Source organism: Pseudarthrobacter sp. lyk4-40-TYG-27 (assembly GCF_030209295.1).
Taxonomy (GTDB): Bacteria; Actinomycetota; Actinomycetes; order Actinomycetales; family Micrococcaceae; genus Arthrobacter.
In genome coordinates this window covers 407,101-432,692 of sequence record NZ_JARVSH010000001.1, presented here as the reverse complement: position 1 = coordinate 432,692, position 25,592 = coordinate 407,101, and the positions used below count along the sequence as shown (strand labels likewise).

General features: G+C 66.3%; 20 protein-coding genes. 17 read left to right on the top strand and 3 right to left on the bottom strand.

Annotated features, from left to right (window positions below; translation table 11 throughout):
- Nucleotides 1–84: 84 nt before the first annotated feature.
- On the top strand, nt 85–1,113 hold the full coding sequence (locus tag QRM96_RS02050) for a TerC family protein (protein WP_109044638.1): 1,029 nt from the start codon (nt 85–87) through the stop codon (nt 1,111–1,113).
- Nucleotides 1,114–1,210: 97 nt separating this feature from the next.
- Nucleotides 1,211–2,554 (top strand): MFS transporter, encoded by a 1,344-nt coding sequence (locus QRM96_RS02045; protein WP_285318148.1) that lies wholly within the window; start codon nt 1,211–1,213, stop codon nt 2,552–2,554.
- Here the strand turns inward: QRM96_RS02045 and QRM96_RS02040 are convergent.
- The 3 genes from QRM96_RS02040 to QRM96_RS02030 all read right to left on the bottom strand — a co-directional run bounded on the left by QRM96_RS02040 (nt 2,540) and on the right by QRM96_RS02030 (nt 6,970).
- Nucleotides 2,540–3,823, bottom strand: coding sequence for an alpha/beta fold hydrolase (locus QRM96_RS02040; protein ID WP_285318366.1), 1,284 nt, complete (start codon nt 3,821–3,823; stop codon nt 2,540–2,542). The genes QRM96_RS02045 and QRM96_RS02040 overlap by 15 nt on opposite strands.
- Nucleotides 3,824–3,884: 61 nt before the next feature.
- Entirely contained in the window at nt 3,885–4,400 is a 516-nt protein-coding gene (locus QRM96_RS02035) for a GNAT family N-acetyltransferase (protein WP_285318147.1), read from the bottom strand.
- A 26-nt stretch (nt 4,401–4,426) separates the two neighbouring features.
- Complete coding sequence (locus QRM96_RS02030) at nt 4,427–6,970, bottom strand: DEAD/DEAH box helicase (RefSeq protein ID WP_285318145.1); 2,544 nt, start codon at nt 6,968–6,970, stop codon at nt 4,427–4,429.
- A gap of 96 nt (nt 6,971–7,066) precedes the next feature.
- Here QRM96_RS02030 and QRM96_RS02025 point away from each other — a divergent pair, with 96 nt between their 5' ends.
- The 15 genes from QRM96_RS02025 to tpiA all read left to right on the top strand — a co-directional run bounded on the left by QRM96_RS02025 (nt 7,067) and on the right by tpiA (nt 25,576).
- Nucleotides 7,067–7,846, top strand: coding sequence for a trans-aconitate 2-methyltransferase (locus QRM96_RS02025; RefSeq protein WP_109044705.1), 780 nt, complete (start codon nt 7,067–7,069; stop codon nt 7,844–7,846).
- A gap of 137 nt (nt 7,847–7,983) precedes the next feature.
- Nucleotides 7,984–9,771 (top strand): ABC transporter ATP-binding protein, encoded by a 1,788-nt coding sequence (locus QRM96_RS02020; RefSeq protein ID WP_285318143.1) that lies wholly within the window; start codon nt 7,984–7,986, stop codon nt 9,769–9,771.
- Nucleotides 9,768–11,579, top strand: a complete 1,812-nt coding sequence (locus QRM96_RS02015) for an ABC transporter ATP-binding protein (protein WP_285318142.1) — start codon at nt 9,768–9,770, stop codon at nt 11,577–11,579. Before QRM96_RS02020 ends, QRM96_RS02015 begins: the two co-directional genes overlap by 4 nt.
- The gene (locus QRM96_RS02010; protein WP_018761249.1) at nt 11,576–11,956 is read left to right on the top strand and encodes a GntR family transcriptional regulator; all 381 of its coding nucleotides are present in this window, start codon (nt 11,576–11,578) and stop codon (nt 11,954–11,956) included. The genes QRM96_RS02015 and QRM96_RS02010 overlap by 4 nt, the downstream gene beginning before the upstream one ends.
- A 47-nt stretch (nt 11,957–12,003) precedes the next feature.
- Nucleotides 12,004–14,928, top strand: a complete 2,925-nt coding sequence (uvrA, locus tag QRM96_RS02005; protein WP_285318140.1) for an excinuclease ABC subunit UvrA — start codon at nt 12,004–12,006, stop codon at nt 14,926–14,928.
- Nucleotides 14,929–15,010: 82 nt separating this feature from the next.
- Nucleotides 15,011–15,727, top strand: coding sequence for an HAD hydrolase-like protein (locus tag QRM96_RS02000; RefSeq protein ID WP_285318138.1), 717 nt, complete (start codon nt 15,011–15,013; stop codon nt 15,725–15,727).
- Nucleotides 15,714–16,382, top strand: a complete 669-nt coding sequence (locus QRM96_RS01995) for a lysophospholipid acyltransferase family protein (protein ID WP_285318136.1) — start codon at nt 15,714–15,716, stop codon at nt 16,380–16,382. Before QRM96_RS02000 ends, QRM96_RS01995 begins: the two co-directional genes overlap by 14 nt.
- Nucleotides 16,383–16,426: 44 nt before the next feature.
- Entirely contained in the window at nt 16,427–18,427 is a 2,001-nt protein-coding gene (gene uvrC / locus QRM96_RS01990; RefSeq protein WP_018761253.1) for an excinuclease ABC subunit UvrC, read from the top strand.
- Nucleotides 18,428–18,495: 68 nt separating this feature from the next.
- Nucleotides 18,496–19,419 (top strand): RNase adapter RapZ, encoded by a 924-nt coding sequence (gene rapZ, locus QRM96_RS01985; RefSeq protein WP_018761254.1) that lies wholly within the window; start codon nt 18,496–18,498, stop codon nt 19,417–19,419.
- Nucleotides 19,419–20,435, top strand: coding sequence for a gluconeogenesis factor YvcK family protein (locus QRM96_RS01980; RefSeq protein ID WP_018761255.1), 1,017 nt, complete (start codon nt 19,419–19,421; stop codon nt 20,433–20,435). Before rapZ ends, QRM96_RS01980 begins: the two co-directional genes overlap by 1 nt.
- Nucleotides 20,436–20,444: 9 nt before the next feature.
- On the top strand, nt 20,445–21,425 hold the full coding sequence (gene whiA / locus QRM96_RS01975) for a DNA-binding protein WhiA (protein WP_015937022.1): 981 nt from the start codon (nt 20,445–20,447) through the stop codon (nt 21,423–21,425).
- A gap of 99 nt (nt 21,426–21,524) precedes the next feature.
- Nucleotides 21,525–22,151: a superoxide dismutase gene (locus QRM96_RS01970; RefSeq protein ID WP_026264449.1), complete on the top strand. Its 627-nt coding sequence runs from the start codon at nt 21,525–21,527 to the stop codon at nt 22,149–22,151.
- A gap of 259 nt (nt 22,152–22,410) precedes the next feature.
- The gene (gap, locus tag QRM96_RS01965) at nt 22,411–23,421 is read left to right on the top strand and encodes a type I glyceraldehyde-3-phosphate dehydrogenase (protein WP_018761257.1); all 1,011 of its coding nucleotides are present in this window, start codon (nt 22,411–22,413) and stop codon (nt 23,419–23,421) included.
- A 10-nt stretch (nt 23,422–23,431) separates the two neighbouring features.
- Entirely contained in the window at nt 23,432–24,658 is a 1,227-nt protein-coding gene (locus QRM96_RS01960) for a phosphoglycerate kinase (protein ID WP_285318133.1), read from the top strand.
- Between the two features lie 102 nt (nt 24,659–24,760).
- Entirely contained in the window at nt 24,761–25,576 is an 816-nt protein-coding gene (gene tpiA, locus QRM96_RS01955) for a triose-phosphate isomerase (RefSeq protein ID WP_133831520.1), read from the top strand.
- Nucleotides 25,577–25,592 lie beyond the last annotated feature (16 nt).

Here is a 25,592-nt window from a genome sequence, read left to right as displayed (position 1 = left end):
AGCGGGCCGCCGCTTCAGCACCAAGTGCACTGGCAGGCCGGAGAGACTTACACCATTTTGTGTACCCTGCGAAAGGCTGTCCCTGTGCTCGACTTGCCCGTATGGTTCGAGGTTGGCTCATTTGTCATCCTTGGCCTGATCCTCCTGACCGACCTCCTCCTGGTGGTCCGCCGGCCCCATGAACCCTCCATGAAGGAAGCCGGCCTGTGGGTTGCCTTCTATGTCGCACTGGCCATGGCCTTCGCCGGAGCGATGTTCGCCTTTACCGGCCCCGAGTTCGGCAGCCAGTTCGTCGCGGGCTGGGTCACGGAATACAGCCTCAGCATCGACAACCTGTTCGTCTTCATCATCATCATGGCCAGGTTCTCCGTACCGCGGAAATACCAGCAGGAAGTGCTGATGGTGGGGATCATCATCGCGCTCATCCTGCGCGGCATCTTCATCCTGCTCGGCGCCATTGTCATTGAACAGTTCAGCTGGGTGTTCTACATCTTCGGCGCATTCCTGCTGTGGACGGCCTGGAAGCAGGCCCAGGACGAAGGCGAAGAGGAAGAAGACCGCGAGAACCCCCTGATCGCCAGGATCCGCAAAGTCATCCCCATGTCGGAGAAGTTCGACGGCGGCAAGCTGCGGACCACGGTGAACGGCAAGAAGGTGTTCACCCCCATGGTGATCGTCTTCATCACCATCGGCCTCACGGACCTCCTGTTCGCCGTGGACTCCATTCCGGCGATCTTCGGCCTCACCCAAAGCCCCTTCATCGTCTTCACCGCCAACCTGTTCGCCCTGATGGGGTTGCGTCAGCTGTACTTCCTCCTCGGCGGCCTGATGAACCGGCTGATCTACCTCAAGCACGCACTCTCCTTCATCCTGGCGTTCATCGGCGTCAAGCTCGTCCTGCACGCCATGCACGTCAACGAACTGCCCTTCATCAACGGCGGACGCCACATCGAGTGGGCACCCGAGATTCCGACCTTCGTGTCGTTGGCAGTCATCGTGGGCACCATCATCGTTGCCGTGGTGGCCAGCCTGCTGAGCTCCAAGGCCAAGGCGGCGGCGATCGATCCGCGGCTCGAGGAAGACGCCCGGAAGAGCCACAGCGACGTCGACTAGGCGTCCGCTGCACCTCTGCAACAGGTAATCCCGGCCCCGCCGGGATTACCTGTTTAAGCCCCTGCATCAGGCGGCAGCGCAGGACTATGCTCGGATCATGGCCAGCACAGCAGCGGACCAGCGCGTGCGCCAGGTGCAGCGGCGCACCGTTGTGCTCCTGGGGACAGCCCAGGTCTTCGGCGGCATCGGCACCGGGGCAACCGTGTCGATCGGTTCCATCCTGGCCGTGGAATTGTCCGGTTCCAGCGCGTGGGCGGGGGCCGTGGCAACGGTCATGACGCTGGGGGCCGCGGCAGCCGCACTTCCGCTGGCGTCGTTGGCCGACCACCGAGGGCGCAGGGCGGGCCAGGTGGCGGGTCTTTCAGCGGCCTTGGCAGGTGCGCTTCTTATGGTCCTGGCCGTCGTGTCCGGGCTCTTTATCCTCCTGGTCCTGGGTGCCGCAGGCATCGGCGTCGGCACTGCGGCCACCCTGCAGGCACGGTTCGCCGCCGTGGACCTTGCAGCCCCCGAACACCGGGGGAGGGCGCTGTCGACGGTGGTCTGGGCCGTGACCGTCGGCGCCGTGACGGGGCCAAACCTCATCCAGCCCGGCACGGTGGTGGGCACGGCACTGGGCCTGCCGCCGGTGGCCGGACCATTCGTCATCGCCGCGGCGGGATTGCTGATTGCCTCCGGCCTGATGTTCGCCGGGCTTCGCCCCGACCCGCTGTTGCTGGCACGCCAGCTCGCGGCTGCGGGAGCCAACACCGCCCAAGACCATGACCCGGCACGCCCGGACGGTGTGGCGGCCGGGCGTGCCGGCGGTTCACTCATCCGCGGGCTCCATGCCATCAGGGACTCCCGGACGGCGGTCCTGGCGGTGACAGCCGTCGTCGCCGCCCACGCAGTGATGGTGGGCGTGATGTCCATGACGCCGCTGCATCTGCAGCACCTGGTGGAAGGGCCTGCGTTCCACCCAGGGCACGTCGCCGAGGGGGACGTGCTGGTGATCATTGGCTTCACCATCTCGCTGCACATCGCCGGGATGTTCGCCCTGTCGCCGGTCATGGGCTGGCTGACGGACAGGGCCGGCCGGATCGAGACCATCGTGATCGGTTTCGCAGTGTTGGTCGCGGCGGTGGTGGTCGCAGGCCTTGGACAGTCTTCCACCCCCGCTGTTGCGGCAGGCCTTGTCCTGTTGGGCGTTGGCTGGTCGGCTGCGACCATCTCCGGGTCCACGCTGCTGGCCGAAAGCGTGGGACGCGACGCCCGGGTCGCGGTGCAGGGCGTCTCGGACATGCTGATGGGCGCTGCCGGAGCGGCAGGCGGTGCGGTGTCGGGGCTCGTCCTGGGCGCCGCCGGCTACCTCGGCCTGAACCTCATCGGTGCCGCCATCGGTGCCGCGGTGCTGGCGGCGGCCATTCTCGCCCGCGCCTCACGCCGCCGGTCAGCGGCCGCCTGAACGCGCCATCCCCAGCAGGCGGGCAAAGATCCGCTCGCCGTCGTCGGCGATTCCATCGTGATGGAAATCGGCGGTCTCCCACACCTGCAGTCCGCGGACCGCTGCCGCCGTCTGAAGGGAGAGGTCCCGGTCAACGTAGATGTCGTCGGTGTAGACGGCCGCTGCCACGGGAACGGTATTGGCAGCCAGCGCCCGCGAATCGTACAGCGGCTTCCAGTCCCGCTTGGCTGCCAGCAGTTCGGCCACGTCCCGGAGCGGCTGCAAGGCGGGATCCTGCTCGAAGTACCACGGGTACACCATCTCGCCGGTCAGGAGCAGCGGCTCGGCGTCGGGCCTGAACCAGGGGTTTTCACCCAGCATCCGCCACGCGGACCAGTTGGTCGCCTGCCCCTGGCCATAGATGGATTCGTGCATGAGCGCATACAGCGGGTTGGAGCGGCGGGAGACGACGGCCTGGAGCTGTTCCAGGAAGGCATCGGACAGGCGGGGTCCACCGGGAGCGGCGACGAAGGCATCTTCCAGGAGATAGTGGAGGCTGTCCACCCGCGTGTTGCCGCCCAGGAATGACCCGGCCATCTGGAACCGCTCCACGGTGAGGGGCGCGCCGTCGGGCATGATCTCGGTCGTGGACCGCAGGTGCCGGGCGATCCGTTCCACCGTCTCCCGGTCCTCGGGGTACCAGCCGAAGTATTCCCCGTTCCGGGCGGCGACGCGCTGGAACGTGGCACGGTAGACCTCGTCGGCGCTGCCAGCGAGCGGCGCCAGGCCACCGGTGATGAGTGCTTCGCGGAGTCCTTCCGGCGCGAAGGAGAGATAGGTCAGGGCGCAAAAGCCGCCGTAGCTTTGGCCGTAGATGGTCCAGGGCGCTGATTCGAGGGCGGCACGGATCAGTTCCGCGTCCGCCACGATCGAATCGGCCCGGAAGTGCTCCAGGTAGGCAGCCTGTGCGGCCGCATCCCCCCGCGCCGGCAGCGTATGCCTGTCGATGGGGGTGGACAGGCCCGTACCCCGCTGGTCCAGCATCAGGATGCGGAACTCTGCCGCCGCAGCCTTCCCCCAGCCGCCCAGGGAAGCCCACCTGTTGCCGCGGCCGCCAGGACCGCCCTGAAGGAAGAGGAGCCAGGGCAGCGCGGCCGCCGCCTCCTCGCTGTACGCGGCGGAGACGTACTCGCGGGCGAAAACGGTGATCGTCTCAGCCGCCGGGGCGGAAGGATCATCTGGAGCGAAGTGGTCCAGGGGGACGGTGAACCAGTGTTCGACGGTCCGCATACCCCGGAAGGCGTGGCTGGCGCCAACGCGATGCCTGGCGGCAAGTGCCGCGCTGTGCCGCTCAGCCACGCGCGGCTGCGGGGACGGAGGTGCCGGACTGCGCCCGGCCGAACCGGTCCAGTGCCTGGCCGGTGAGCCGGAAGGTTGACCATCCGTCCATGGGGACGGCGCCGACGCGGCGGTAGAAGTTGATGGACGGCTCGTTCCAGTCCAGCACGCTCCATTCCACCCGCGCGTAGCCGTTCTCGACGGCAATCCCGGCCAAGTGCTGCAGCAGCGCCTTGCCGTGTCCTTCGCCCCGCGCTCCGGGGCTGACGTAGAGGTCTTCCAGGTAGATCCCGTGCACGCCCTCCCAGGTGGAATAGTTCAGGAACCAAAGGGCGAAACCCTGCACTTCACCGGCCGTGTTCTCAGCCATGGCCGCGAACACGCTTGGGTTGCCGCCGAACAAGGCCCGCTCCAGCAGTTCGGGAGTGTTCCGGACGGCGTCCGGTTCCTTCTCGTAATCGGCCAGTTCGTGGATCATCCGGAGAATGGCGGGAACGTCGTGCGGGGTGGCGGGGCGGATAACACTCATTGCTCGAGCTTACCGCCGGTCCCGCGTCAGAGCCGGTTCACGTCCGTCACCCTGACCACGGCGGTCCCGGTGTCGTCCGACTCGGCCAAGTCCACCTCGGCCGAGATCCCCCAGTCGTGGTTGCCTGCCGGGTCGTCGAAGATCTGGCGGACTTTCCACGTGCCGCGCTCCTCGGTGATGATGAGCAGGCCCGGCCCGCGGGCGTCCGGGCCCGTACCGATGTCGTCGTGTTCGTCGAAGTAGTCGTCCAGCGCGTCTTCCCAGCGCTCGGCACCCCACCCGGATCCGGCGTCGAGTTCACCCAGCGCGGCGGCGTCCTCGTCGGCGAACAGTTCCACGCGGCGGAACATCTCGTTGCGCACCATCACCCGGAACGCGCGGATGTTGGAGGTCAACGACGGCGGGGCAGGCGGTGGCGCGTCGTGCGGCGTGGGCGCCGCGCCGGAGGCCAGTTCCTCCCACTCGTCCAGGAGGCTGGAATCCACCTGCCGCACCAGCTCGCCGAGCCAGGCGGTCAGGTCCTCAAGGTCTTCCCGCAGCATGTCCTGGGGCACGGTCTGGCGGAGCGCTTTGAAGGCATCGGCCAGGTAGCGCAGCACGATCCCTTCGGAACGGGCCAGACCGTAGAACTGCACGAATTCGCCGAAATTCATGGCGCGCTCGTACATATCGCGGACCACCGACTTCGGCGCGAGCTCGAAGTCGCCCACCCACGGTGCAGCCTTGCGGTACACCTCGAAGGCCTCGCCCAGGATCTCCGCGAGAGGTTGCGGGTAGGTGACCTCGTCCAGCATGGCCATCCGCTGGTCGTAGTCGATACCGTCCGCCTTCATGGCGGCCACCGCTTCGCCGCGGGCCTTCTTCTGCTGCGCGGAGAGGATCTGCCGCGGTTTCTCCAAGGTCGCCTCAATCACGGACACAGCGTCCAGGGCGTACGACGGCGACTCCGGGTCGAGGAGGTCCAGCGCCGCGAGGGCGAACGGGGAGAGCGGCTGGTTCAAGGCGAAGTTCGGCTGCAGGTGGACGGTCAGCCGCACGGTGCGGCCGTCAGGTCCCTGTTCTTCCGGCGGGATGCGTTCCACCACCTCGGCGGCCAGGAGTTCCCGGTAAATCCCCAGCGCCTTCTTCATCAGCCGCAGCTGGGACGACCGTGGCTCGTGGTTTTCGGTCAGCAGCCTCCTGGCAGCGGCAAACGGGTCCCCGGGCCGCTCCATCAGGTTCATCAGCATGGCGTGCGTGACGGTGAAACTCGACGTCAGCGGGTCCGGCACGGATTCCACCAGCCGTTTGAACGTCGGCTCGCCCCACGAGACGAAACCTTCAGGCGGCTTCTTCTTCACCACCTGGCGCAGCTTCTTCTGGTCATCGCCGAACTTGGCGGTGGCCTTCGCCATCGCCTTCACGTTCTCGATGACGTGCTCGGGTGCCTGCACCACGACGGTCCCGGCGGTGTCGTACCCTGCCCGTCCGGCGCGGCCGGCAATCTGGTGGAACTCGCGTGAGTTGAGCAGCCGGGTCCGGACGCCGTCGTACTTGCTAAGGGCGGTGAGGAGCACTGTCCTGATGGGGACGTTGATGCCGACGCCCAGGGTGTCCGTGCCGCAGATTACCTTCAGCAGACCGGCTTGAGCCAGCTGCTCCACCAGCCGGCGGTACTTGGGCAGCATGCCGGCGTGGTGCACGCCGATTCCGTGGCGCACCAGCCTGTTCAGTGTCTTCCCGAACCCGGCGGCGAACCGGAAGTTGGCAATCAGCTCGGCGATCTTGTCCTTTTCCTCCCGGGTGCACACGTTGATGCTCATCAGGTTCTGGGCGCGGTCGATCGCTTCGAGCTGGCTGAAGTGCACCACATAGACCGGCGCCTGTTTGGTGGAAAGCAACTCTTCCAGCGTTTCGTGGACCGGGCTCTGGTGGTAGTAGTAGTGCAGCGGGATGGGCCGCTCCGCAGAGCTCACGGTGGTGGTGGGCCGGCCCGTCAAGGACGTCAGGCCTTCCTCGAAGCGGGTCACGTCCCCCAGCGTTGCTGACATCAGCAGGAACTGTGCCTGCGGAAGCTCCAGCAGCGGCACCTGCCAGGCCCAGCCGCGCTGCGGGTCCGAGTAGAAGTGGAATTCATCCATGATCACGGCGCCCAGTTCTGCCGCGGAGCCCTCGCGCAGGGCGATGTTGGCGAGGATCTCGGCCGTGCAGCAAATGATGGGGGCGTCCTGGTTCACGCCGGAGTCGCCGGTAATCATCCCCACGTTCTCCGCGCCGAAGATGTCGCAGAGCGCAAAGAACTTTTCCGATACGAGGGCCTTGATGGGCGCCGTGTAATAGCTGCGCCTGCCCTGGGCCATCGCCTGGAAGTGCGCTGCGATGGCTACCAGGGACTTGCCGGATCCGGTGGGCGTGGCCAGGATGACGTTCGCCCCGGTGGCCAGCTCCATGATTGCCTCATCCTGCGCCGGGTAGAGCGCGAGCCCCCGGCTTTCCGTCCACTCCACGAACAGGGTGTAGAGGGCGTCCGGGTCGACGGCGGAGGCCTGGTTGGGGACGGACAGATCGGTCAGCTGGTCAAGGAGTTTCATTGACTTCCACCTTAGTGCCACGTCATGTCCGTGCTCCCGCCCATGGCCGGGTTAGGCTCGGCCTGGCCGTGTGCGCAGCAGAACCTGGAGAACCTCATGAAATGGGACCCCGTCAAGTACGTCCAATTCGGCGATTACCGGAACCGGCCCTTCTTCGACCTCACCGCCCGGATCCTTGCCGGACACCCTGCCAAGGTGGTTGACCTGGGCTGCGGGCCGGGCAACCTGACGGCGACGCTCAGCGACCGCTGGCCCGGGGCCGACGTGGTGGGCGTGGACTCCTCCGCGGAAATGCTGGCCAAGGCTGCACGCCTCGCGCAGGAGCACCCGTCGTTGCGGTTCGAACAGGCCGACATCGCCGACTGGACGCCCTCGCCGGACACGGACGTCGTGGTCAGCAACGCCGCCCTGCAGTGGGTCCCCGGCCATCAGGACATGCTGCGGGGATGGCTCGCGGCGCTCGGCCCGGGTGCGTGGTTCGCCCTGCAGGTTCCCGGAAATTTCGACGCTCCCTCGCACGCACTGATGCGGGAACTGGCGTCCTCAGCCCCGTGGGCCGACAAGCTTGGCGGGGTGTTGCGTGGCGGGGAGTCCGTGGGGGAGCCGGGGGACTACCTTGGGATCATGCTCGACGCCGGGTACGCCGCGGACGTGTGGGAAACCAGCTACCAGCAGGTCCTTCCCGGGCCGGACCCGGTCCTTGAGTGGGTTCGGGGCACGGGGCTGCGTCCCGTCCTGGCCGCGTTGGCGGAGGATGACGCCAAGCGCTTCGAAGCCGAATACGCCGCAGCACTGCGTGACGCCTATCCGCGGGGACCCCACGGCACCGTCTTCCCGTTCCGCAGGATCTTCGCCGTCGGGCGCAGGGACGGCTGAAACGGGCGACGACTCTTGTTTGATGCATTGGTCACAAGGCGTGACAGCGGCGAAAAGTGATCTGGCTTACAATGTGGTCTGTGGTTTAGGGTCGAGTCGCCGGCCCGCTTCGACCGGGTGCATCTACGGGGGGTATTTTGCTGGTCGGTCTCATCAGGCGGCAACTCGCTGGACAGCAAGCCCAGGTGTGGGCCATCGTGCTGCTCCAGTTGGTCCAGGCAGCGGCCAACCTGCTTCTGCCAACAGTGAACGCGGCGATCATTGACGATGGCATTGTGGCCGGGGATACGGCCGCCATATCCAGGCTGGGCGCGGCGATGGCCGTCATCGCCGTGGTACAGGCGGCGTCAGCCATCGGGGCAGGCTACCTGGGAGCCGTGGTGGCCATGCGGATCGGGCGCCGGCTGCGGGCGGAAGTCTTTGCCCGGATCCAGTCGTTGTCGTCACAGGACGTGGCTCTGTTCGGAACCCAAAGCCTGACCACGCGTGCCACCAACGACACCCAGCAAATCCAGGCATTCGCCGTCCTGGTTTTCACCATGCTCTTTGCCGGACCCGCCATGGGCGTCGGGGGAATCGTCCTGGCCGTGCAGCAGGACGTGGCGCTGTCCGTGGTGGTGATCGTCATCGTTCCGCTGCTCCTGCTGATCATGTACCTGATCGTGCGCCGCCTGATTCCGCTCTACCGGGAGGGCCAGGACCTGTTGGACCGCTCGGGCGGAATCCTGCGCGAACAAATCATCGGTGTGGATGTTATCCGCGCCTTCGTCCGCCAGGATTACGAAGCACGGCGGTTTGCCCGGGCCAACGCCGGACTGACCGCGAACAACCTGCAGTCTGCGCTGCTGGTGGCGGGGATGCTGCCGATGATCATGCTGGTGGTCAACATCAGTTCGGTCGCCGTGGTCTGGTTCGGCGGGCACCGCATCCAGGACGGCCTGATGAACCTCGGCGCCCTCACCGCCTTCATCGCCTACATCATGCAGATCCTGCTGGCCATCATGATGGCCATGTACGTCCTCATGACGGCGCCGCGCGCGGCTGCCTGCGCCGAACGCATCCAGGCTGTCCTGGACACCGAGCCGTCGGTCCGCGACGCGGCGGCCCGGATTCCCGGCGCCGGTAATGGACCAGCCAGGCCGGGCGGCCGGAGTACGGACGCGGGCGCACCGGCACCCGGGCCGGGCCTCCTCCAGTTCCATGGGGTTGGCTTCTGCTACCCGGGAGCTGAAGCGCCGGTGCTCGCGGACATCAGCTTTACCGCAGCACCGGGTACCACCTTGGCGATCGTCGGCTCAACGGGAAGCGGGAAGTCGACGCTGCTGAACCTGATTCCGCGGTTCCTCGACCCCACGGAAGGCCACATCACCGTGGGCGGCCGCGACGTCCGGGACATGCCCCTGGACCTTTTGCGCGGAGCCATGGGGATCGTGCCGCAGCACTCCCACCTCTTCACCGGAACCATTGCGGATAACCTGCGGCTGGGTGCGCCGGAGGCCACCGACGAGGAACTGTGGGCGGCCCTGGAGGCGGCGCAGACCATGCGGTTCATGCGCGACCTCCCGTTGGGTCTTGCCACGCCGGTGGGGCAGGGCGGCGCAAGCCTGTCGGGCGGGCAGCGCCAGAGGCTGTGCATTGCCCGGGCACTGTTGCGCCAGGCGCCCCTCTACCTTTTCGACGACAGCTTCTCCGCCCTCGACTACCGCACCGACACCAGGCTGAGGCTGGCGCTGGACCAGGTTTTGGCGGCCGCCACGGTGGTCGTGGTTGCTGAACGCCTGTCCGCCGTCGAGGACGCGGACCTCATCCTGGTGCTCGACGACGGCCGGGTCGCCGCCCAGGGAACGCATACGGAGCTGTTGCAGGACTCGGCCACCTACCGGGAAATCGCCGAGTCCCAGCTCGCGCTGGACGGCCCCCTGTGACGGCGGCCGGCGAAGCCGTGGCTGCTGCCCACTCCTTCCGGCCCACCGCGGCGAGGCTCCTTGGCCTCCTCCGCCCTTTCCGGCTGCGGGTCCTGGGCGCCGTCGGCGCCACGTGCGCCTTCGCCGGCCTCAACGTTGCCGCTCCCAAGTATCTTGGTGACGCCACGGACCTGGTGGTGGACGGCGTCGTCCAAGGCAGCCTGGACCAGCGCCTCGGCACCCTGCTCGCGGTTGTAGCCGGCATGTACGTGCTCGCCTCACTGTTCAACTGGATCCAAGGGGCGCTGACGGCCCGTGCCGTCCAGGGCCTCATGTTCAGGCTCCGCGCCTCGGTGGAGGACAAGCTGCACCGCCTGCCGTCCACCTACTTCCGGGAGCGATCCCGGGGCGACGTCCTCAGCCGCGCCACGAACGACATCGACAACATTGCCCAGGCCCTGAACCAGGTCTTGACGCAACTGATCGTCTCCGTCCTCATGCTGTGCGGCTCGCTGGCCATGATGCTGTGGATCTCGCCGCTGCTCGCCGCCATTGCCGTTGCCACCGTCCCGGTCTCGACGTGGATCACCGTGCTGGTGGCGCGCCGCTCGCAGGAGCATTTCGCCAGCCAATGGAAGGAGACCGGCGAGCTCAACGCGCACGTGGAGGAATTCATCAGCGGCCACGAGGTGGTCAAGGCCTTTGGCTGGCAGGAGCAGGCTGCGGGAGTGTTCGGCCAGAGCAACGCACGGCTGGCCCGGGCCGGCCGCAAGGCCCAGTTTTCCGCGGGGGTGGTCCAGCCGCTGATGGTCCTCATGTCCAACCTCAACTACATTGCGGTGGCGGTCGTGGGAGCCCTGCAGATCCTGTCCGGGTCCATGACCATTGGCGGGGTCCAGGCGTTCATCCAGTTCAGCCGGCTGTTCACCCAGCCCGTGGGGCAGATTGGCGGCCTGCTCAGCGTCATGCAGTCCTGTGCGGCGTCGGCTGGAAGAGTCTTCGCACTCCTGGACGCGGTGGAGGACCCCCCGGAACCGGCCGGCACGGCACCGGCCGGGCCGGTTGCCGGCCGCATCGTTTTCGATGGTGTCACGTACCGCTACCCGGGTTCGGTCCCCGCGGTCCGCGACCTCACTTTCACGGTTGATCCGGGGCAGGCGGTGGCCATCGTGGGACACACCGGCGCCGGCAAGAGCACCGTGGTGAACCTGCTGATGCGTTTCCTCGAGCCTTCCTCGGGCCGGATCTCCATTGGCGGGCAGGACATCTCCTCCGTTCCCCGCGACCAGCTGCGCTCCCGGTTCGGCGTGGTTCCGCAGGATGCCTGGCTGTTCGCCGGGACCATCCGGGAAAATATCGCCTATGGCCTTCCGGAGGCTTCGGACCACGCCGTCGTCGCCGCCGCGGAGGCCACCCATGCCGACCGTTTCATCCGGTCCCTGCCCCACGGCTACGGCACCGTACTGGAAAACGGCGGCGAGCCCCTCAGCCAAGGACAGCGGCAGCTCATCACGATAGCCAGGGCGCAGCTGGCCGGACGCTCGGTGCTGGTCCTGGACGAGGCCACCAGCTCGGTGGATTCCAGGACCGAGCTCCTGATCCGCCAGGCGATGCAACGGCTCCGGAACGGCCGGACCAGTTTCATCATCGCCCACCGTTTGTCCACGGTCCGGAACGCTGATCTAATTCTGGTCATGGACCATGGACGCATCGTTGAGCAGGGAACGCACGAGAGCCTCCTGGCCGCCAACAGCTACTACGCCGCGCTCTACAACGCACAGTTCGCCGCCCGTGACGGCCGCGCCGGTGTCCTGGAGGGTGGCCTGTGAGCGCCCCGGCGGACTTCCCCGGCGCCTGGCGGCCGAATCCCGCCAGCACCGTGGCGCTGTTCGAGCAACTGCGGCTGCAGGTCATCCACCTTGCTGACAACGGCGCGCTTGCCCCGGGCACCAGGCTCCCGGCCGTGCGTGCCCTGGCGGAAAAGCTCGACGTCGCCCCGCACACCGTGGCCAGGGCTTACAAGGAGCTCGAAGCCGCGGGGATTGTAGCCACCCGCGGGCGGAATGGCACGGTGGTTTCGGCGCGGGATGAGAGGCTCGGCGGCTTGGCCGCCGCCGCGGCGGCGTACGCGGACGTGGCCAAGGCGCAAGGGGCCAGCTTCGCGGAGGCCGTCAAGCTGCTGGCGGCCGCCTACGATGTTCCCTGAGGGCGGAACCGCGCATGTTCGAAGAAGTTTTCGATTAGCATTATGGGGTGCCTAAAGCCGTAGCTGAAGAAACCTCTGCCCCCGCCTCCTCCTTCACCGCCGCCCCCGCTGCCGTCCAGCAGCGGCCAGACCTCTCCAGGCTCGTCGTGAAGGGCGCGCGGGAGCACAACCTGCGCAACGTGGACCTGGACCTGCCCCGTGACGCCATGATTGTCTTCACAGGCCTCTCCGGATCCGGAAAGTCGTCCCTGGCGTTCGACACCATCTTTGCCGAAGGCCAGCGCCGCTACGTCGAATCGCTCTCCGCCTACGCGCGCCAGTTCCTGGGCCAGGTGGACAAACCCGATGTCGACTTCATCGAAGGGCTGTCTCCCGCGGTCTCCATCGACCAGAAGTCCACCAGCAAGAACCCGCGGTCCACCGTGGGCACCATCACCGAAATCTACGACTACATGCGCCTGTTGTGGGCACGTGTCGGCAGGCCGCACTGCCCCGTGTGCGGTGAGCCGGTATCCAAGCAGACGCCGCAGCAGATTGTGGACCAGCTCCTGGAACTCGCAGACGGAACCCGATTCCAGGTCCTGGCGCCGGTGGTGCGCGGCCGCAAGGGCGAGTTCGTTGACCTTTTCAAAGAGCTCAGCGCCAAGGGCTACTCCCGTGCGCGGGTGGACGGCAACCTGGTCCAGTTGAGCGATCCGCCCAAGCTGGGCAAGCAGTTCAAGCACACCATCGAGGTAGTGGTGGACCGCCTCGTGGTCAAGGAAGGCATCAGCCAGCGGCTCACCGACTCCATCGAGACGGCCCTGGGGCTGGCGGAAGGCCGCGTCCTGGCCGAGTTCGTGGATCTTGACGCCGACGATCCCGGACGGATCCGGGCTTTCTCCGAGAACCTCGCCTGCCCCAACGAACACCCGCTGGCCATCGACGAGATCGAGCCCCGCTCGTTCTCCTTCAACAACCCCTTCGGTGCCTGCGCGGCCTGCAGCGGCATCGGTACCCGGCTGGAGGTGGACGAGGAACTGATCGTTCCCAACCCGGAACTCTCGCTCTCCGAAGGCGCCATCGCGCCATGGTCCCTGGGAACCGCCACCACCGAATACTGGAACCGTCTCCTGGAAGGCCTCGCCAAGGAAGTGGGCTTCTCCATGGCCACGCCGTGGGAGAAGCTCGGCAAGGACGTCCGCCAGACCATCCTGCACGGCAAGGACCACAAGGTGGTGGTGCAGTACCGGAACCGGTTCGGCCGGGAACGCAAATACAGCACCGGCTTCGAGGGTGCCATCCAGTACGTCCACCGCAAGCATGGCGAGACCGATTCCGACTGGGCCCGCGACCGCTACGAAGAATACATGCGCCAGGTCCCATGCCCTTCCTGCAACGGTGCCCGGCTCAACCCGGCCTCGCTCTCGGTCCTCATCAACGGCAAGTCCATCGCCGAAGTAGCGGCACTGCCCATGCGGGACTGTGCGGAGTTCCTGAACACCCTGGTCCTCACCGGACGTGAAGCGCAGATCGCGCACCAGGTCCTCAAGGAGATCCAGGCGCGGCTTACCTTCCTGCTGGACGTGGGCCTCGAATACCTTAACCTCGAGCGCCCCTCAGCCACCCTCTCCGGCGGCGAAGCACAGCGCATCAGGCTCGCCACCCAGATCGGGTCCGGCCTGGTGGGCGTGCTGTACGTCCTGGACGAGCCCTCCATCGGCCTGCACCAGCGCGACAACCGCCGGCTCATCGAAACCCTCACCCGGCTCCGCGACATGGGCAACACCCTCATCGTGGTTGAGCATGACGAGGACACCATCCACGTGGCTGACTGGATCGTGGACATCGGACCGGGCGCAGGAGAACACGGCGGCCAGGTGGTGCACTCCGGAACCTACAAGGAGCTGCTGGAAAACAAGCAATCGCTGACCGGCGACTACCTGTCCGGCCGCAAGGCCATCGCCGTGCCCAAAAAGCGCCGGAAGTACGACAAAAAGCGCGAAATCAAAGTGGTGGGCGCCCGGGAGAACAATCTCGTCAACGTCGACGCCGCCTTCCCGCTGGGACTCTTTACTGCGGTGACCGGCGTGAGCGGTTCCGGTAAGTCCACGCTCGTCAACGAAATCCTCTATAAGGTGCTCGCCAACAAGCTCAACGGCGCCAAGCAGGTGGCTGGCCGGCACAAGACCGTCCAGGGCCTCGAGCACCTGGACAAGGTGGTCCACGTGGACCAGAGCCCCATCGGCCGCACCCCCCGATCCAACCCGGCCACGTACACGGGAGTGTTCGACAACATCCGCAAGCTCTTCGCGGAGACCACCGAAGCCAAGGTTCGCGGCTACCTGCCGGGCCGGTTCTCCTTCAACGTCAAGGGCGGCCGCTGCGAAGCATGCTCCGGTGACGGCACGCTGAAAATCGAAATGAACTTCCTGCCTGACGTGTACGTCCCCTGCGAGGTCTGCCACGGTGCCCGTTACAACCGGGAAACGCTGGAAGTCCACTACAAGGGCAAGACCATCGCTGACGTCCTCAACATGCCCATCGAGGAGGGCGCCGAGTTCTTCGCGGCATTCTCGCCCATCGCCCGCCACCTGAACACCCTGGTGGATGTCGGACTGGGCTATGTGCGGCTGGGCCAGCCCGCCACCACGTTGTCCGGCGGTGAAGCGCAGCGCGTCAAACTCGCGGCCGAACTGCAGAAGCGGTCCAACGGGCGCAGCATCTACGTCCTGGACGAGCCCACCACGGGGCTGCACTTTGAGGACATCCGCAAGCTCCTCATGGTCCTCCAAGGGCTGGTGGACAAGGGCAACACGGTGATCACCATCGAGCACAACCTGGACGTGATCAAGAGTGCGGACTGGCTCGTGGACCTCGGGCCCGACGGCGGTTCGGGTGGCGGCCAGATCGTCGCGGCGGGAACGCCGGAGCAGGTCGCCAAGTCCAGCACCAGCCATACGGGGAAGTTCCTGGCAGAAATACTGGGCTGACCAGCAGAGGAATCTGTCCGGAAATATTCCTGTACGGGAATGCGAGTTTCAGGCACTCGCGCTGTCGTGAGAAACTAACCCGGTGACTTCAACAACAGTGCCCGTGATCTTTGACCTGGACGGCACTCTTGTCGACCCGGCCGGTGGAATAACAGAAGGCATTGCATCGGCCCTCCGCGGGCTGGGGCTGCCGGTTCCCGCCCAGGACCTGCTGGATGCGATGATCGGCCCCAAATTGAGCGACTCACTGCTCAACCTAGCGAAGGTGCCGGCGGACCGCCTTGAAGAGGTGGTCCGCCGCTACCGGGAACACTACGTCTCCACCGGAATCGCCCAGAGCAGGCTGTACCCCGGAATCCAGGAAATCCTCGAATCCTTCGCAGCGGCCGGACGGCCCGTTGCCGTGGCCACCCAGAAGCCGCAGCGCCTTGCGCACACCGTACTGGCACACCACGGCATCGACGGCTTCTTCCACGGCATCCACGGGTCCGCCGACGACGAAGCTGCCGTGGACGGCGTTCCGCTGGGCAAGACCCAGATCATTGCCGCAGCCCTGCGGGACCTGGATACCGAACACGCCATCATGGTGGGGGACCGGGCACAGGACGTTTCGGGAGCGATTGCCAACGGCCTGGACTGTATTGGCGTGGCCTGGGGATTCGCGCCAGACGGCGAACTTGAAGAGGCCGGGTCGGTCGCCGTCGTCAGCACTGGTGAGGAACTGGTCACAGTCATCGAACGGCTGCAAGCCGTCCACGCCGCGGCCATGAGCGGGGTGAGCAACAATGGAAATGTTTGATGCCGTTCGCTGGACGACGCGGAGCCTCATCTCCGGCACCTGCCGCCCCACCGTCGTCGGCCTGGACAATGTCCCCTCCGACGGCCCTTTCATCGTGGCCCCCAACCACCTGTCCTTCTTTGACAGTGTGATCGTGCAGGCGCTGATGCCCCGCCCGGTCGCGTTCTTCGCCAAGGCCGAGTACTTCACCACCGGAGGCGTCAAAGGCAAGGTCATGAAGGCCTTCTTCGAATCAGTGGGTTCCATCCCCGTGGAGCGCGGCGAACAGGCAGCCAGCGTCCAGGCGCTCAAGACACTCCTGGACATCCTTGAATCCGGCCGCGGCATCGGCATCTACCCTGAGGGCACCCGGTCCCGCGACGGCATCCTGTACCGCGGACGCACCGGCGTCGGCTGGCTCGCGCTGACCACCGGGGCACCGGTCATTCCGGTGGGCCTGATCGGGACCGAAAAACTCCAGCGGGCCGGCGAAAAGGGTGTCAGGCCACAGCATTTCACCATGAAGGTGGGGGAGCCGCTGTACTTCGATAAGACCGGCCCGGACCACTCGCTGCCCGCGCGCCGTGAAGTCACGGACCGGATCATGGACGCGATCGCTGCCCTGACCGGCCAGGAGCGCTCCACCAGCTACAACCAGAGCAAGTCCGCCGAGTAGCCGTGCTGGCGCAGATGCCCGGCGCGCCTTAGTAGACTTGATAGGTGGCAAATCCAGCAAGTTACCGGCCCAAAACCGGTGAAATCCCCACCAACCCGGGCGTCTACCGGTTCCGTGACCCGCATGGGCGGGTGATTTACGTGGGAAAGGCGAAGAGCCTCCGGTCCCGGCTGAACTCATACTTTGCCAACCCGGCGGGCCTGTTGCCGAAAACCTACGCCATGGTCCACGCGGCCAGCAGCGTCGAGTGGACCGTGGTGGGCAGCGAACTGGAATCGCTGCAGCTTGAGTACACCTGGATCAAGGAATTCAAGCCCCGGTTCAATGTCGTGTTCCGGGACGACAAGACCTACCCCTACCTCGCCGTCACCATGGGCGAAAAATACCCCAGGGTCCAGGTCATGCGCGGGGACAAGCGGAAGGGTACCCGCTACTTCGGCCCCTACACCGCCGGTGCCATCCGCGAAACCATGGACACCCTGCTGCGCGTCTTCCCTGTGCGCAGCTGCAGTGCCGGCGTCTTCAAACGGGCCGAAGCCAGCGGCCGCCCGTGCCTGCTGGGCTACATCGACAAATGTTCCGCACCTTGCGTGGGCCGGATCTCGCCGGACGACCACAGGGCGCTGGCCGACGACTTCTGCGCCTTCATGGGCGGCGAGGCCAAACGGTTCATCAACAAGTTGGAAAAGCAGATGGCCGACGCCGTGGCGAAACTGGACTACGAACACGCCGCGCGGCTGCGCGACGACATCGCCGCCCTGCGCAAAGTCTTCGAACGCAACGCCGTGGTGCTGTCCGAAGACACCGACGCCGACGTCTTCGCCCTGCACGAGGACGAGCTCGAAGCCGCAGTCCAGGTGTTCCACGTCCGGGGCGGCCGGATCCGCGGGCAACGCGGCTGGGTGGTGGAAAAGGTGGAGGACTTCACCACCCCGGACCTCGTGGAGCACCTGCTCCAGCAGGTCTACGGCGAAGACGGCGAGACCCACGGCAGGCTGCCGCGCGAGGTCCTGGTCCCTGTCGCACCCAGCAACGCGGAGGACCTCGCCACCTGGCTTGGCGGCATCCGCGGGGCCAAAGTGGACATCCGCGTCCCGCAGCGCGGAGACAAGGCGGCGCTGATGTCCACTGTGCGAGAAAATGCCGAGCACGCGCTCAAGCTCCACAAAACCCGGCGTGCCGGTGACATCACCGTCAGGTCGCAGGCACTCCAGGAACTGCAGGAAGCCCTTGACCTGCCCGTTCCGCTGCTCCGGATCGAATGCTTCGACGTTTCGCACGTCCAGGGGACCAACGTGGTGGCCTCCATGGTGGTGGTGGAGGACGGCCTGCCCAAGAAGTCCGATTACCGCAAGTTCTCCATCACCGGGCCTGCCGCCTCCGACGACACGGCGGCCATGCATGACGTCCTGACCCGGCGTTTCCGCCATTACCTGCAGGACAAGTCCGCACAGGTGGATGAATCCCTCCTTGCCGCGGATGGGAAAGACCCTGTGGCCGGGGACGCAGTGCTGGACACCACCACGCCGGCGCCCAAGGCCAAATTCGCCTACCCGCCGAACCTTGTGGTGGTGGACGGCGGCCAGCCGCAGGTAAACGCGGCAGCGCGCGCCCTGGCCGAGCTGGGCATCGATGACGTCTACGTGGTGGGCCTGGCCAAACGGCTGGAGGAAGTATGGCTGCCGGACAGCGATTTTCCGGTGATCCTGCCCCGAACTTCCCAAGGCCTGTACCTGCTGCAGCGGATCCGTGACGAGGCCCACCGCTTTGCCATCACCTTTCACCGGCAAAAGCGCGGCAAGGCCATGACCGTCTCCGCGCTTGACGCCGTCCCGGGCCTGGGCGCGTCCAAACGGAAGGCCCTGCTGGCGCATTTCGGTTCGGTCAAGGGCGTCAAGGCCGCCACCGTGGAAGAGCTCTCCGAAGCCAAGGGGATCGGACCCGCCTTGGCCGGCGCCATCGTGAACCACTTCGCCACCGGCACGGACGACGCCGTGTCCGTCCCGGCAATTAACATGGCCACCGGCGAAATCATTGAAACTTAGCTAGGGTAAGTGACGGGGCGGCGCCACTGCGGCGGCCCCTGGCACAACAACGAAACGGGGCGTACTTCATGGCAGACACGACGGCGGGATCCGAGGACGGGCAGGACGGGCTGGAGACAGTCAAGCCGCTCGAAGCGGAGCTGCTGGTGGTCACCGGAATGTCCGGCGCCGGGCGGAGCACCGCCGCCGACGCGTTGGAGGACCACGGCTGGTATGTCGTGGAGAACCTGCCGCCGCAGATGCTCGGCACCCTGGCCGAACTCGTCTCGCACGCTCCCCAGTCCATTCCCCGGCTCGCGGTGGTCATCGATGTCCGCAGCAAGGGACTCTTCGCCGACATCCGGTCCGCACTGGGCGCACTCGCCGCCAGCGGGGTCACCTTCCGGGTGCTGTTCCTGGACGCCAGCGACAACGTCCTGGTCCGGCGCTTCGAACAGGGCCGCCGCCCCCACCCGCTCCAGGGCGGGGGCCGTATCCTTGACGGCATCGCCGCGGAACGCGAGCTGCTGCAGGAGCTGCGCGACAGCTCCGACGTCGTGCTCGATACCTCCAATTACAACGTCCACGGACTCGCCACGGCCATTACGGAGCTGTTCAGCGAAACCGGTCCCGTGGCCCTGCGCCTGAACGTCATGAGCTTCGGCTTCAAGTACGGCCTCCCGGTGGACGCCAACTACGTGGCCGACGTGCGGTTCATTCCCAACCCGCACTGGGTGCCCCAGCTGCGCCCCCTGACCGGCCTGGACAAGGACGTCAGTGACTACGTGCTTGAGGCAGAAGGGGTCAAGAACTTCGTGGACCGCTACGTCCTCGCCCTGGAGCCCGTGTTGGAAGGATACCGGCGGGAAAACAAGCACTACGCCACCATCGCCGTTGGCTGCACCGGCGGCAAGCACCGCTCCGTCGCGGTCGCCGTCGAACTTTCCAAGAAGCTCGCCCAGTACCCGCGCGTCACCGTGACCACCGCGCACCGGGATCTGGGCCGCGAATAATGGCCCTTTTCACCGGCGCCCTGCCCCTGGTGCCACCGGCCGGCGGTACGTCGCCCGGCCAGGACAAGGGCCCCAACGTTGTAGCACTGGGCGGCGGACACGGCCTCGCGGCCTCCCTGTCGGCCCTGCGCCTGCTCACCTCCGAGCTCACCGCAATTGTCACCGTGGCGGACGACGGCGGCTCGTCCGGGCGCCTGCGCGAGGAGTACGGCGTGCTCCCGCCCGGCGACCTCCGCATGGCCCTGTCCGCCCTGTGCGACGACACCGACTGGGGCCGCACCTGGCGCGACGTCATGCAGCACCGGTTCCGCGCCGGCAAAGGCCCGGGCGGTTCCCTCGATGAACACGCCATGGGCAACCTGCTGATCGTCACCCTGTGGGAACTGCTGGGCGACGCCGTCGCCGGACTTAAGTGGGCCGGTGCGCTGCTGGGCGCCCGTGGCCAGGTGCTGCCCATGTCCACCGTCCCGCTCACGATCGAAGGCGACGTCCGCGTCACCACCCCCGGCGGCGGAACGGGGCTGGAGACCATCCACGGGCAAGCGCGCTGCGCCGTCGCCGGGTCGCTCGAAGAAGTGCGGCTCCTGCCGAAATCGGCGCCGGCCTGCACGGAGGCCCTGACGGCGATCGAGCTGGCGGACTGGGTGGTCCTGGGCCCGGGGTCCTGGTACACCTCGGTCCTGCCGCACCTGCTGCTGCCCGAGATGCGCCAGGCACTGTGCAGCACGCCGGCCAAGCGCTGCCTGACCATGAACCTTGCCACCGATACCAAAGAAACGTCGGGCATGAGCGCCGCCGACCATCTCCACGTCCTCCGGCGCTACGCTCCGGAGTTCAGCGTGGACGTGGTCCTCGCCGATCCCGCTTCAGTACCCGACCGGCAGGAGTTCGAGAAGGCCGCCGCCATGATTGGAGCGGAGGTGGTCTTGGGTAAAGTAGGGGCGTCGGGACGCCGCCCAGTCCACGAGCCACTGCGGCTGGCCACGGCGTACCAGGACATTTTTGGGAACAGTTAGGAAGGTGCCATGGCACTGACAGCATCAGTCAAAGAAGAACTGTCCCGTCTGGACATCAAGAAGTCATCAGTGCGCAAGGCGGAAGTCTCCGCCATGCTCCGGTTCGCCGGGGGACTGCACATCATCTCCGGCCGGATCGTCATCGAAGCGGAAGTGGACCTGGCGTCCACGGCCCGCCGGCTCCGCGCCGCCATCGCCGAAGTCTACGGACACCAGAGCGAAATCATCGTGGTCTCGGCCGGTGGACTGCGCCGCGCCAGCCGCTACGTGGTCCGCGTGGTCCGCGACGGCGAAGCACTGGCCCGGCAGACCGGCCTGCTGGACGGCCGGGGCCGCCCGGTGCGGGGGCTGCCGTCCGCCGTCGTCAACGGCTCGGCGGCCGATGCCGAAGCCGTATGGCGCGGGGCGTTCCTGGCCCACGGCTCACTGACGGAACCGGGACGGTCGTCCTCGCTGGAGGTCACCTGCCCGGGGCCCGAATCGGCCCTCGCCCTGGTCGGGGCGGCCCGCCGCCTGGACATCCAGGCCAAGGCGCGTGAGGTCAGGGGAGTGGACCGCGTGGTCATCCGCGACGGCGACACCATCGCGGCGCTGCTGACCAGGATGGGCGCCCACGACGCGTTGATGGTCTGGGAAGAACGCCGCATGCGCAAGGAAGTCCGTGCCACGGCCAACCGGCTCGCCAACTTCGACGACGCCAACCTGCGCCGTTCCGCGCAGGCCGCGGTGGCCGCAGGCGCCCGGGTGGACCGGGCCCTGGAGATCCTCGGCGACGACGTTCCGGACCACCTGAAATACGCCGGGGAACTGCGGGTGGCGCACAAACAGGCGAGCCTGGACGAACTGGGCCGGCTGGCCGACCCCGTGATGACCAAGGACGCGATTGCCGGCCGGATCCGCCGGCTCCTGGCCATGGCGGACAAACGCGCCCTTGACCTGGGCATTCCCGGAACCGACGCCAATGTGACGCCGGAAATGCTGGACGAGTAAGCGCCCCATAGAATCAAAAAGATTCCGGGCGCCAGACGCCCGGATGCACAATCCGAGAGTCACCAACCGGACCGCGTGTCCACGATATTGGAGGATTTTGTGACTGAGTACGTATTGCCCGAACTCAAGTACGACTACGCCGCCCTTGAGCCGCACATCTCTGCGCGGATCATGGAGCTGCACCACAGCAAGCACCACGCAGCCTATGTCACCGGCGCCAACAACGCACTGGCCCAGCTTGCCGAAGCACGGGAAAAGGGCGACTTCGCCAACATCAACCGTCTCTCCAAGGACCTCGCGTTCCACACCGGCGGCCACATCAACCACTCGGTCTTCTGGAACAACCTGTCCCCGGACGGCGGCGACAAGCCCGAAGGCGAGCTGGCAGCTGCCATCGACGACGCGTTCGGTTCCTTCGATGCGTTCCGCGCCCAGTTCAGCGCCGCGGCACTGGGCCTGCAGGGCTCGGGCTGGGGCTTCCTGGCCTACGAACCCATCGGTGGAAACCTGGTCATCGAGCAGCTGTACGACCAGCAGGGGAACGTTGCCTTGGGAACCACGCCGCTGCTGATGCTGGACATGTGGGAGCACGCCTTCTACCTGGACTACGTCAACGTCAAGGCCGACTACGTCAAGGCATTCTGGAACATCGTCAACTGGGCCGACGTCGCCCAGCGCTTCGAAGCTGCACGCGCCAACGCCACGGGACTCATCACCCTCCCGTAGTGAGCTGCGTTATACATCGATGTAACAAACTTCACATTCTGACTTAAACCGGCCGGGATGTGGATGGTCCGCCCCCGCACTTGCGGGGGCGGACCCAGTTAAACGTAAGATGGGTCACGGAAGGCGGTTAGCCTTCAGCAATGAGGCTGGTCGCCCTCCGTGTTAATCATCTCTGCCCAATGGCGTGCGGGATCTGTTAGTTGGCTTGAACGCCCGCTCAACTAGTAGTGCTTCTCAAAGCACCAAGGAGACTGTAAAAGTGACGACCCGTATTGGTATCAACGGCTTCGGCCGCATTGGCCGCAACTACTTCCGCGCAGCACTTGCACAAGGCGCGGACCTGGAGATCGTTGCCGTCAACGACCTCACCAGCCCCGAAGCCCTGGCCCACCTGTTCAAGTACGACTCCGTCGGCGGACGCCTGAAGGAGACCATCGAGGTCAAGGACGGCAACATCGTCGTCAACGGCAACGTCGTCAAGGTCCTGGCCGAGCGCGATCCCGCCAAGCTCCCCTGGGGCGAACTGGGCGTGGACATCGTGATCGAATCCACCGGGTTCTTCACCAAGGCAGCAGACGCCCAGAAGCACATCGATGCAGGCGCCAAGAAGGTCCTGATCTCAGCTCCGGCCTCGGACGAGGACATCACCATCGTGATGGGCGTCAACGACAAGCTCTACGACAACGCCACGCACAACATCATCTCCAACGCCTCCTGCACCACCAACTGCCTCGGCCCGCTGGCCAAGGTGGTCAACGACGAATTCGGCATTGAGCGTGGGCTCATGACCACCGTGCACGCCTACACCGCGGACCAGAACCTGCAGGACGGCCCGCACAAGGACCTGCGCCGTGCGCGTGCTGCCGCGATCAACATGGTCCCCACCTCCACCGGCGCCGCCAAGGCAATCGGCCTTGTCCTCCCCGAGCTCAAGGGCAAGCTGGACGGTTACGCCATCCGCGTCCCTGTGCCCACCGGCTCCGCCACCGACCTCACCGTCACCGTCTCCCGCGAGACCACCGTGGAGGAAGTCAACGCCGCCCTCAAGCGCGCCTCGGAGTCCGAGGAACTGCAGGGCTTCCTGACCTACACGGACGAGCCCATCGTCTCCTCCGACATCGTTGGCGACCCTGCGTCCTCGATCTTCGACGCCGGCCTGACCAAGGTCATCGGCAACCAGGTCAAGGTTGTTTCCTGGTATGACAACGAATGGGGCTACTCCAACCGCCTCGTCGACCTCACGGAGCTCGTGGCATCCAAGCTGGGCTAGGGTTAGACACATGACATCTCACACCCTCAACGAACTGATCGCTGAAGGTGTCCGCGGGCGGTACATTCTGGTTCGAAGTGACCTGAATGTGCCGCTCGACGGCTCTACAGTCACTGACGACGGCCGCATCAAGGCCTCACTTCCAGTGCTGTCAAAGCTCACGGACGCCGGTGCCCGCGTGCTGGTAACAGCCCACCTCGGACGCCCCAAGGGCGCCCCGGAGGACAAGTATTCCCTTCGCCCCGCCGTGGACCGCCTCGCCGAGCTGGCGGACTTCAAGGTCACCCTGGCAGCTGACACCGTGGGTGGTGCCGCCAAGGAGGCTGCTGCCGCCCTGCAGGACGGCGAAGTGCTGGTCCTGGAGAACGTCCGCTTCGACTCCCGGGAGACCAGCAAGGACGACGCCGAACGCGGCGCCTTCGCCGACGAACTCGTGGCACTCACCGGCGACAACGGCGCTTACGTGGAAGATGCCTTCGGCGCCGTCCATCGCAAGCACGCCAGCGTCTATGACGTCGCCACCCGGTTGCCGTCATACCAGGGCGACCTGGTCCGTACGGAGGTGGAAGTCCTTCGGAAGCTGACCACCGACACCCAGCGTCCCTACGTCGTGGTGCTCGGCGGTTCCAAGGTCTCCGACAAGCTTGCGGTCATCGACAACCTGCTTGGCAAAGCCGACACCATCCTGGTGGGCGGCGGCATGCTGTTCACCTTCCTGGCAGCGTCCGGTCACAAGGTGGGCTCCAGCCTCCTGGAGGAAGACCAGATCCCCGTGGTCCAGGACTACCTCAAGCGGGCCGCGGATGCGGGTACCGAGTTTGTCGTGCCCACGGACGTCGTGGTGGCAGAGAAGTTTGCTGCCGACGCCGCGCACGAAACGGTGCCGGCGGAGGCCATCGAAGGCAGCAGCTTCGGTGCCAGCGGCATCGGCCTGGATATCGGCCCCAACACCGCTGCCGCGTTCGCGGAGCGCATCAAGGGAGCCCGCACGGTCTTCTGGAACGGACCCATGGGCGTCTTCGAATTCGAGGCGTTCTCCGCCGGCACCCGCGCCATCGCGCAGGCGCTGACGGAAACCGGGGGTTTCACCGTCGTGGGCGGCGGCGACTCCGCGGCTGCGGTGCGTACGCTGGGATTCGCAGACGACGAGTTCGGCCATATTTCCACTGGCGGCGGTGCAAGCCTGGAATACCTTGAAGGCAAGGAGCTTCCCGGCCTCAGCGTCCTGGACCGGTAGCACAACTGCCACAGCAGTATCGGACTGAACAGTCCTCCGGCCGGCAGGTTGCCCGCGGCAGCCTGCCGGCCGCACACATATCAAGACTTTTATGGAGATCACGTGACTACGTCAACGAACGGCGCCTTCGACCGCAAGCCCTTCATCGCGGGCAACTGGAAAATGAACATGGACCACGTGCAGGGCATCACCCTCCTGCAGAAGCTGGCCTGGACCCTCTCCGATGCCAAGCACGACTACAGCCGGGTCGAGGTTGCCGTTTTCCCGCCGTTCACGGACCTCCGCGGCGTCCAGACTCTGGTCCAGGGCGATGACCTGCAGGTGGCCTACGGCGGCCAGGACCTTTCCCAGTTCGACTCCGGAGCCTACACCGGCGACATCTCCGGCCAATTCCTCGCCAAGCTTGGCTGCACCTACGTCCTGGTGGGCCACAGCGAACGCCGTACCATCCACAACGAGTCCGACGACGTCCTGAACGCCAAGGTCAAGGCGGCTTTCAAGCATGGGGTCACTCCGGTCCTGTGCGTCGGGGAGGGCCTGGAAATCCGCCAGGCGGGAACCCATGTGGAACACACGCTCCAGCAGCTCCGCGCCGGAGTTGCAGGGCTCACCAACGACCAGGCCGCCGAACTGGTGGTCGCCTACGAGCCCGTCTGGGCGATTGGCACCGGCGAGGTCGCGGGCCCCGAGGATGCGCAGGAAATGTGCGCTGCGATCCGGGCGGAGCTCGGCAACCTCTTCGGTGCGGACGTTGCCGCCAAGACCCGCCTGCTGTACGGCGGTTCGGTCAAGGCCAACAACGCCGCCGCCATCCTGCAGGAGCGCGACGTGGACGGGGTCCTGGTGGGCGGTGCCAGCCTTGATCCTGCCGAGTTTGCTAATATTGTCAGGTTCGAGAGCCACCTGGTCACGGACTAGTCCGGCGCCAGTACAA

What these genes read in the sequence shown, in the direction of transcription:
- QRM96_RS02030 (WP_285318145.1), bottom strand. Translation starts at nt 6,970, where the DNA reads ATGAAACTCCTTGACCAGCTGACCGATCTGTCCGTCCCCAACCAGGCC.
- QRM96_RS01960 (WP_285318133.1), top strand. Translation starts at nt 23,432, where the DNA reads ATGACATCTCACACCCTCAACGAACTGATCGCTGAAGGTGTCCGCGGG.
- QRM96_RS02035 (WP_285318147.1), bottom strand. Translation starts at nt 4,400, where the DNA reads ATGAGTGTTATCCGCCCCGCCACCCCGCACGACGTTCCCGCCATTCTC.
- rapZ (WP_018761254.1), top strand. Translation starts at nt 18,496, where the DNA reads ATGGCAGACACGACGGCGGGATCCGAGGACGGGCAGGACGGGCTGGAG.
- QRM96_RS01980 (WP_018761255.1), top strand. Translation starts at nt 19,419, where the DNA reads ATGGCCCTTTTCACCGGCGCCCTGCCCCTGGTGCCACCGGCCGGCGGT.
- QRM96_RS01995 (WP_285318136.1), top strand. Translation starts at nt 15,714, where the DNA reads ATGGAAATGTTTGATGCCGTTCGCTGGACGACGCGGAGCCTCATCTCC.
- QRM96_RS02025 (WP_109044705.1), top strand. Translation starts at nt 7,067, where the DNA reads ATGAAATGGGACCCCGTCAAGTACGTCCAATTCGGCGATTACCGGAAC.
- QRM96_RS02040 (WP_285318366.1), bottom strand. Translation starts at nt 3,823, where the DNA reads ATGCGGACCGTCGAACACTGGTTCACCGTCCCCCTGGACCACTTCGCT.
- QRM96_RS02045 (WP_285318148.1), top strand. Translation starts at nt 1,211, where the DNA reads ATGGCCAGCACAGCAGCGGACCAGCGCGTGCGCCAGGTGCAGCGGCGC.
- whiA (WP_015937022.1), top strand. Translation starts at nt 20,445, where the DNA reads ATGGCACTGACAGCATCAGTCAAAGAAGAACTGTCCCGTCTGGACATC.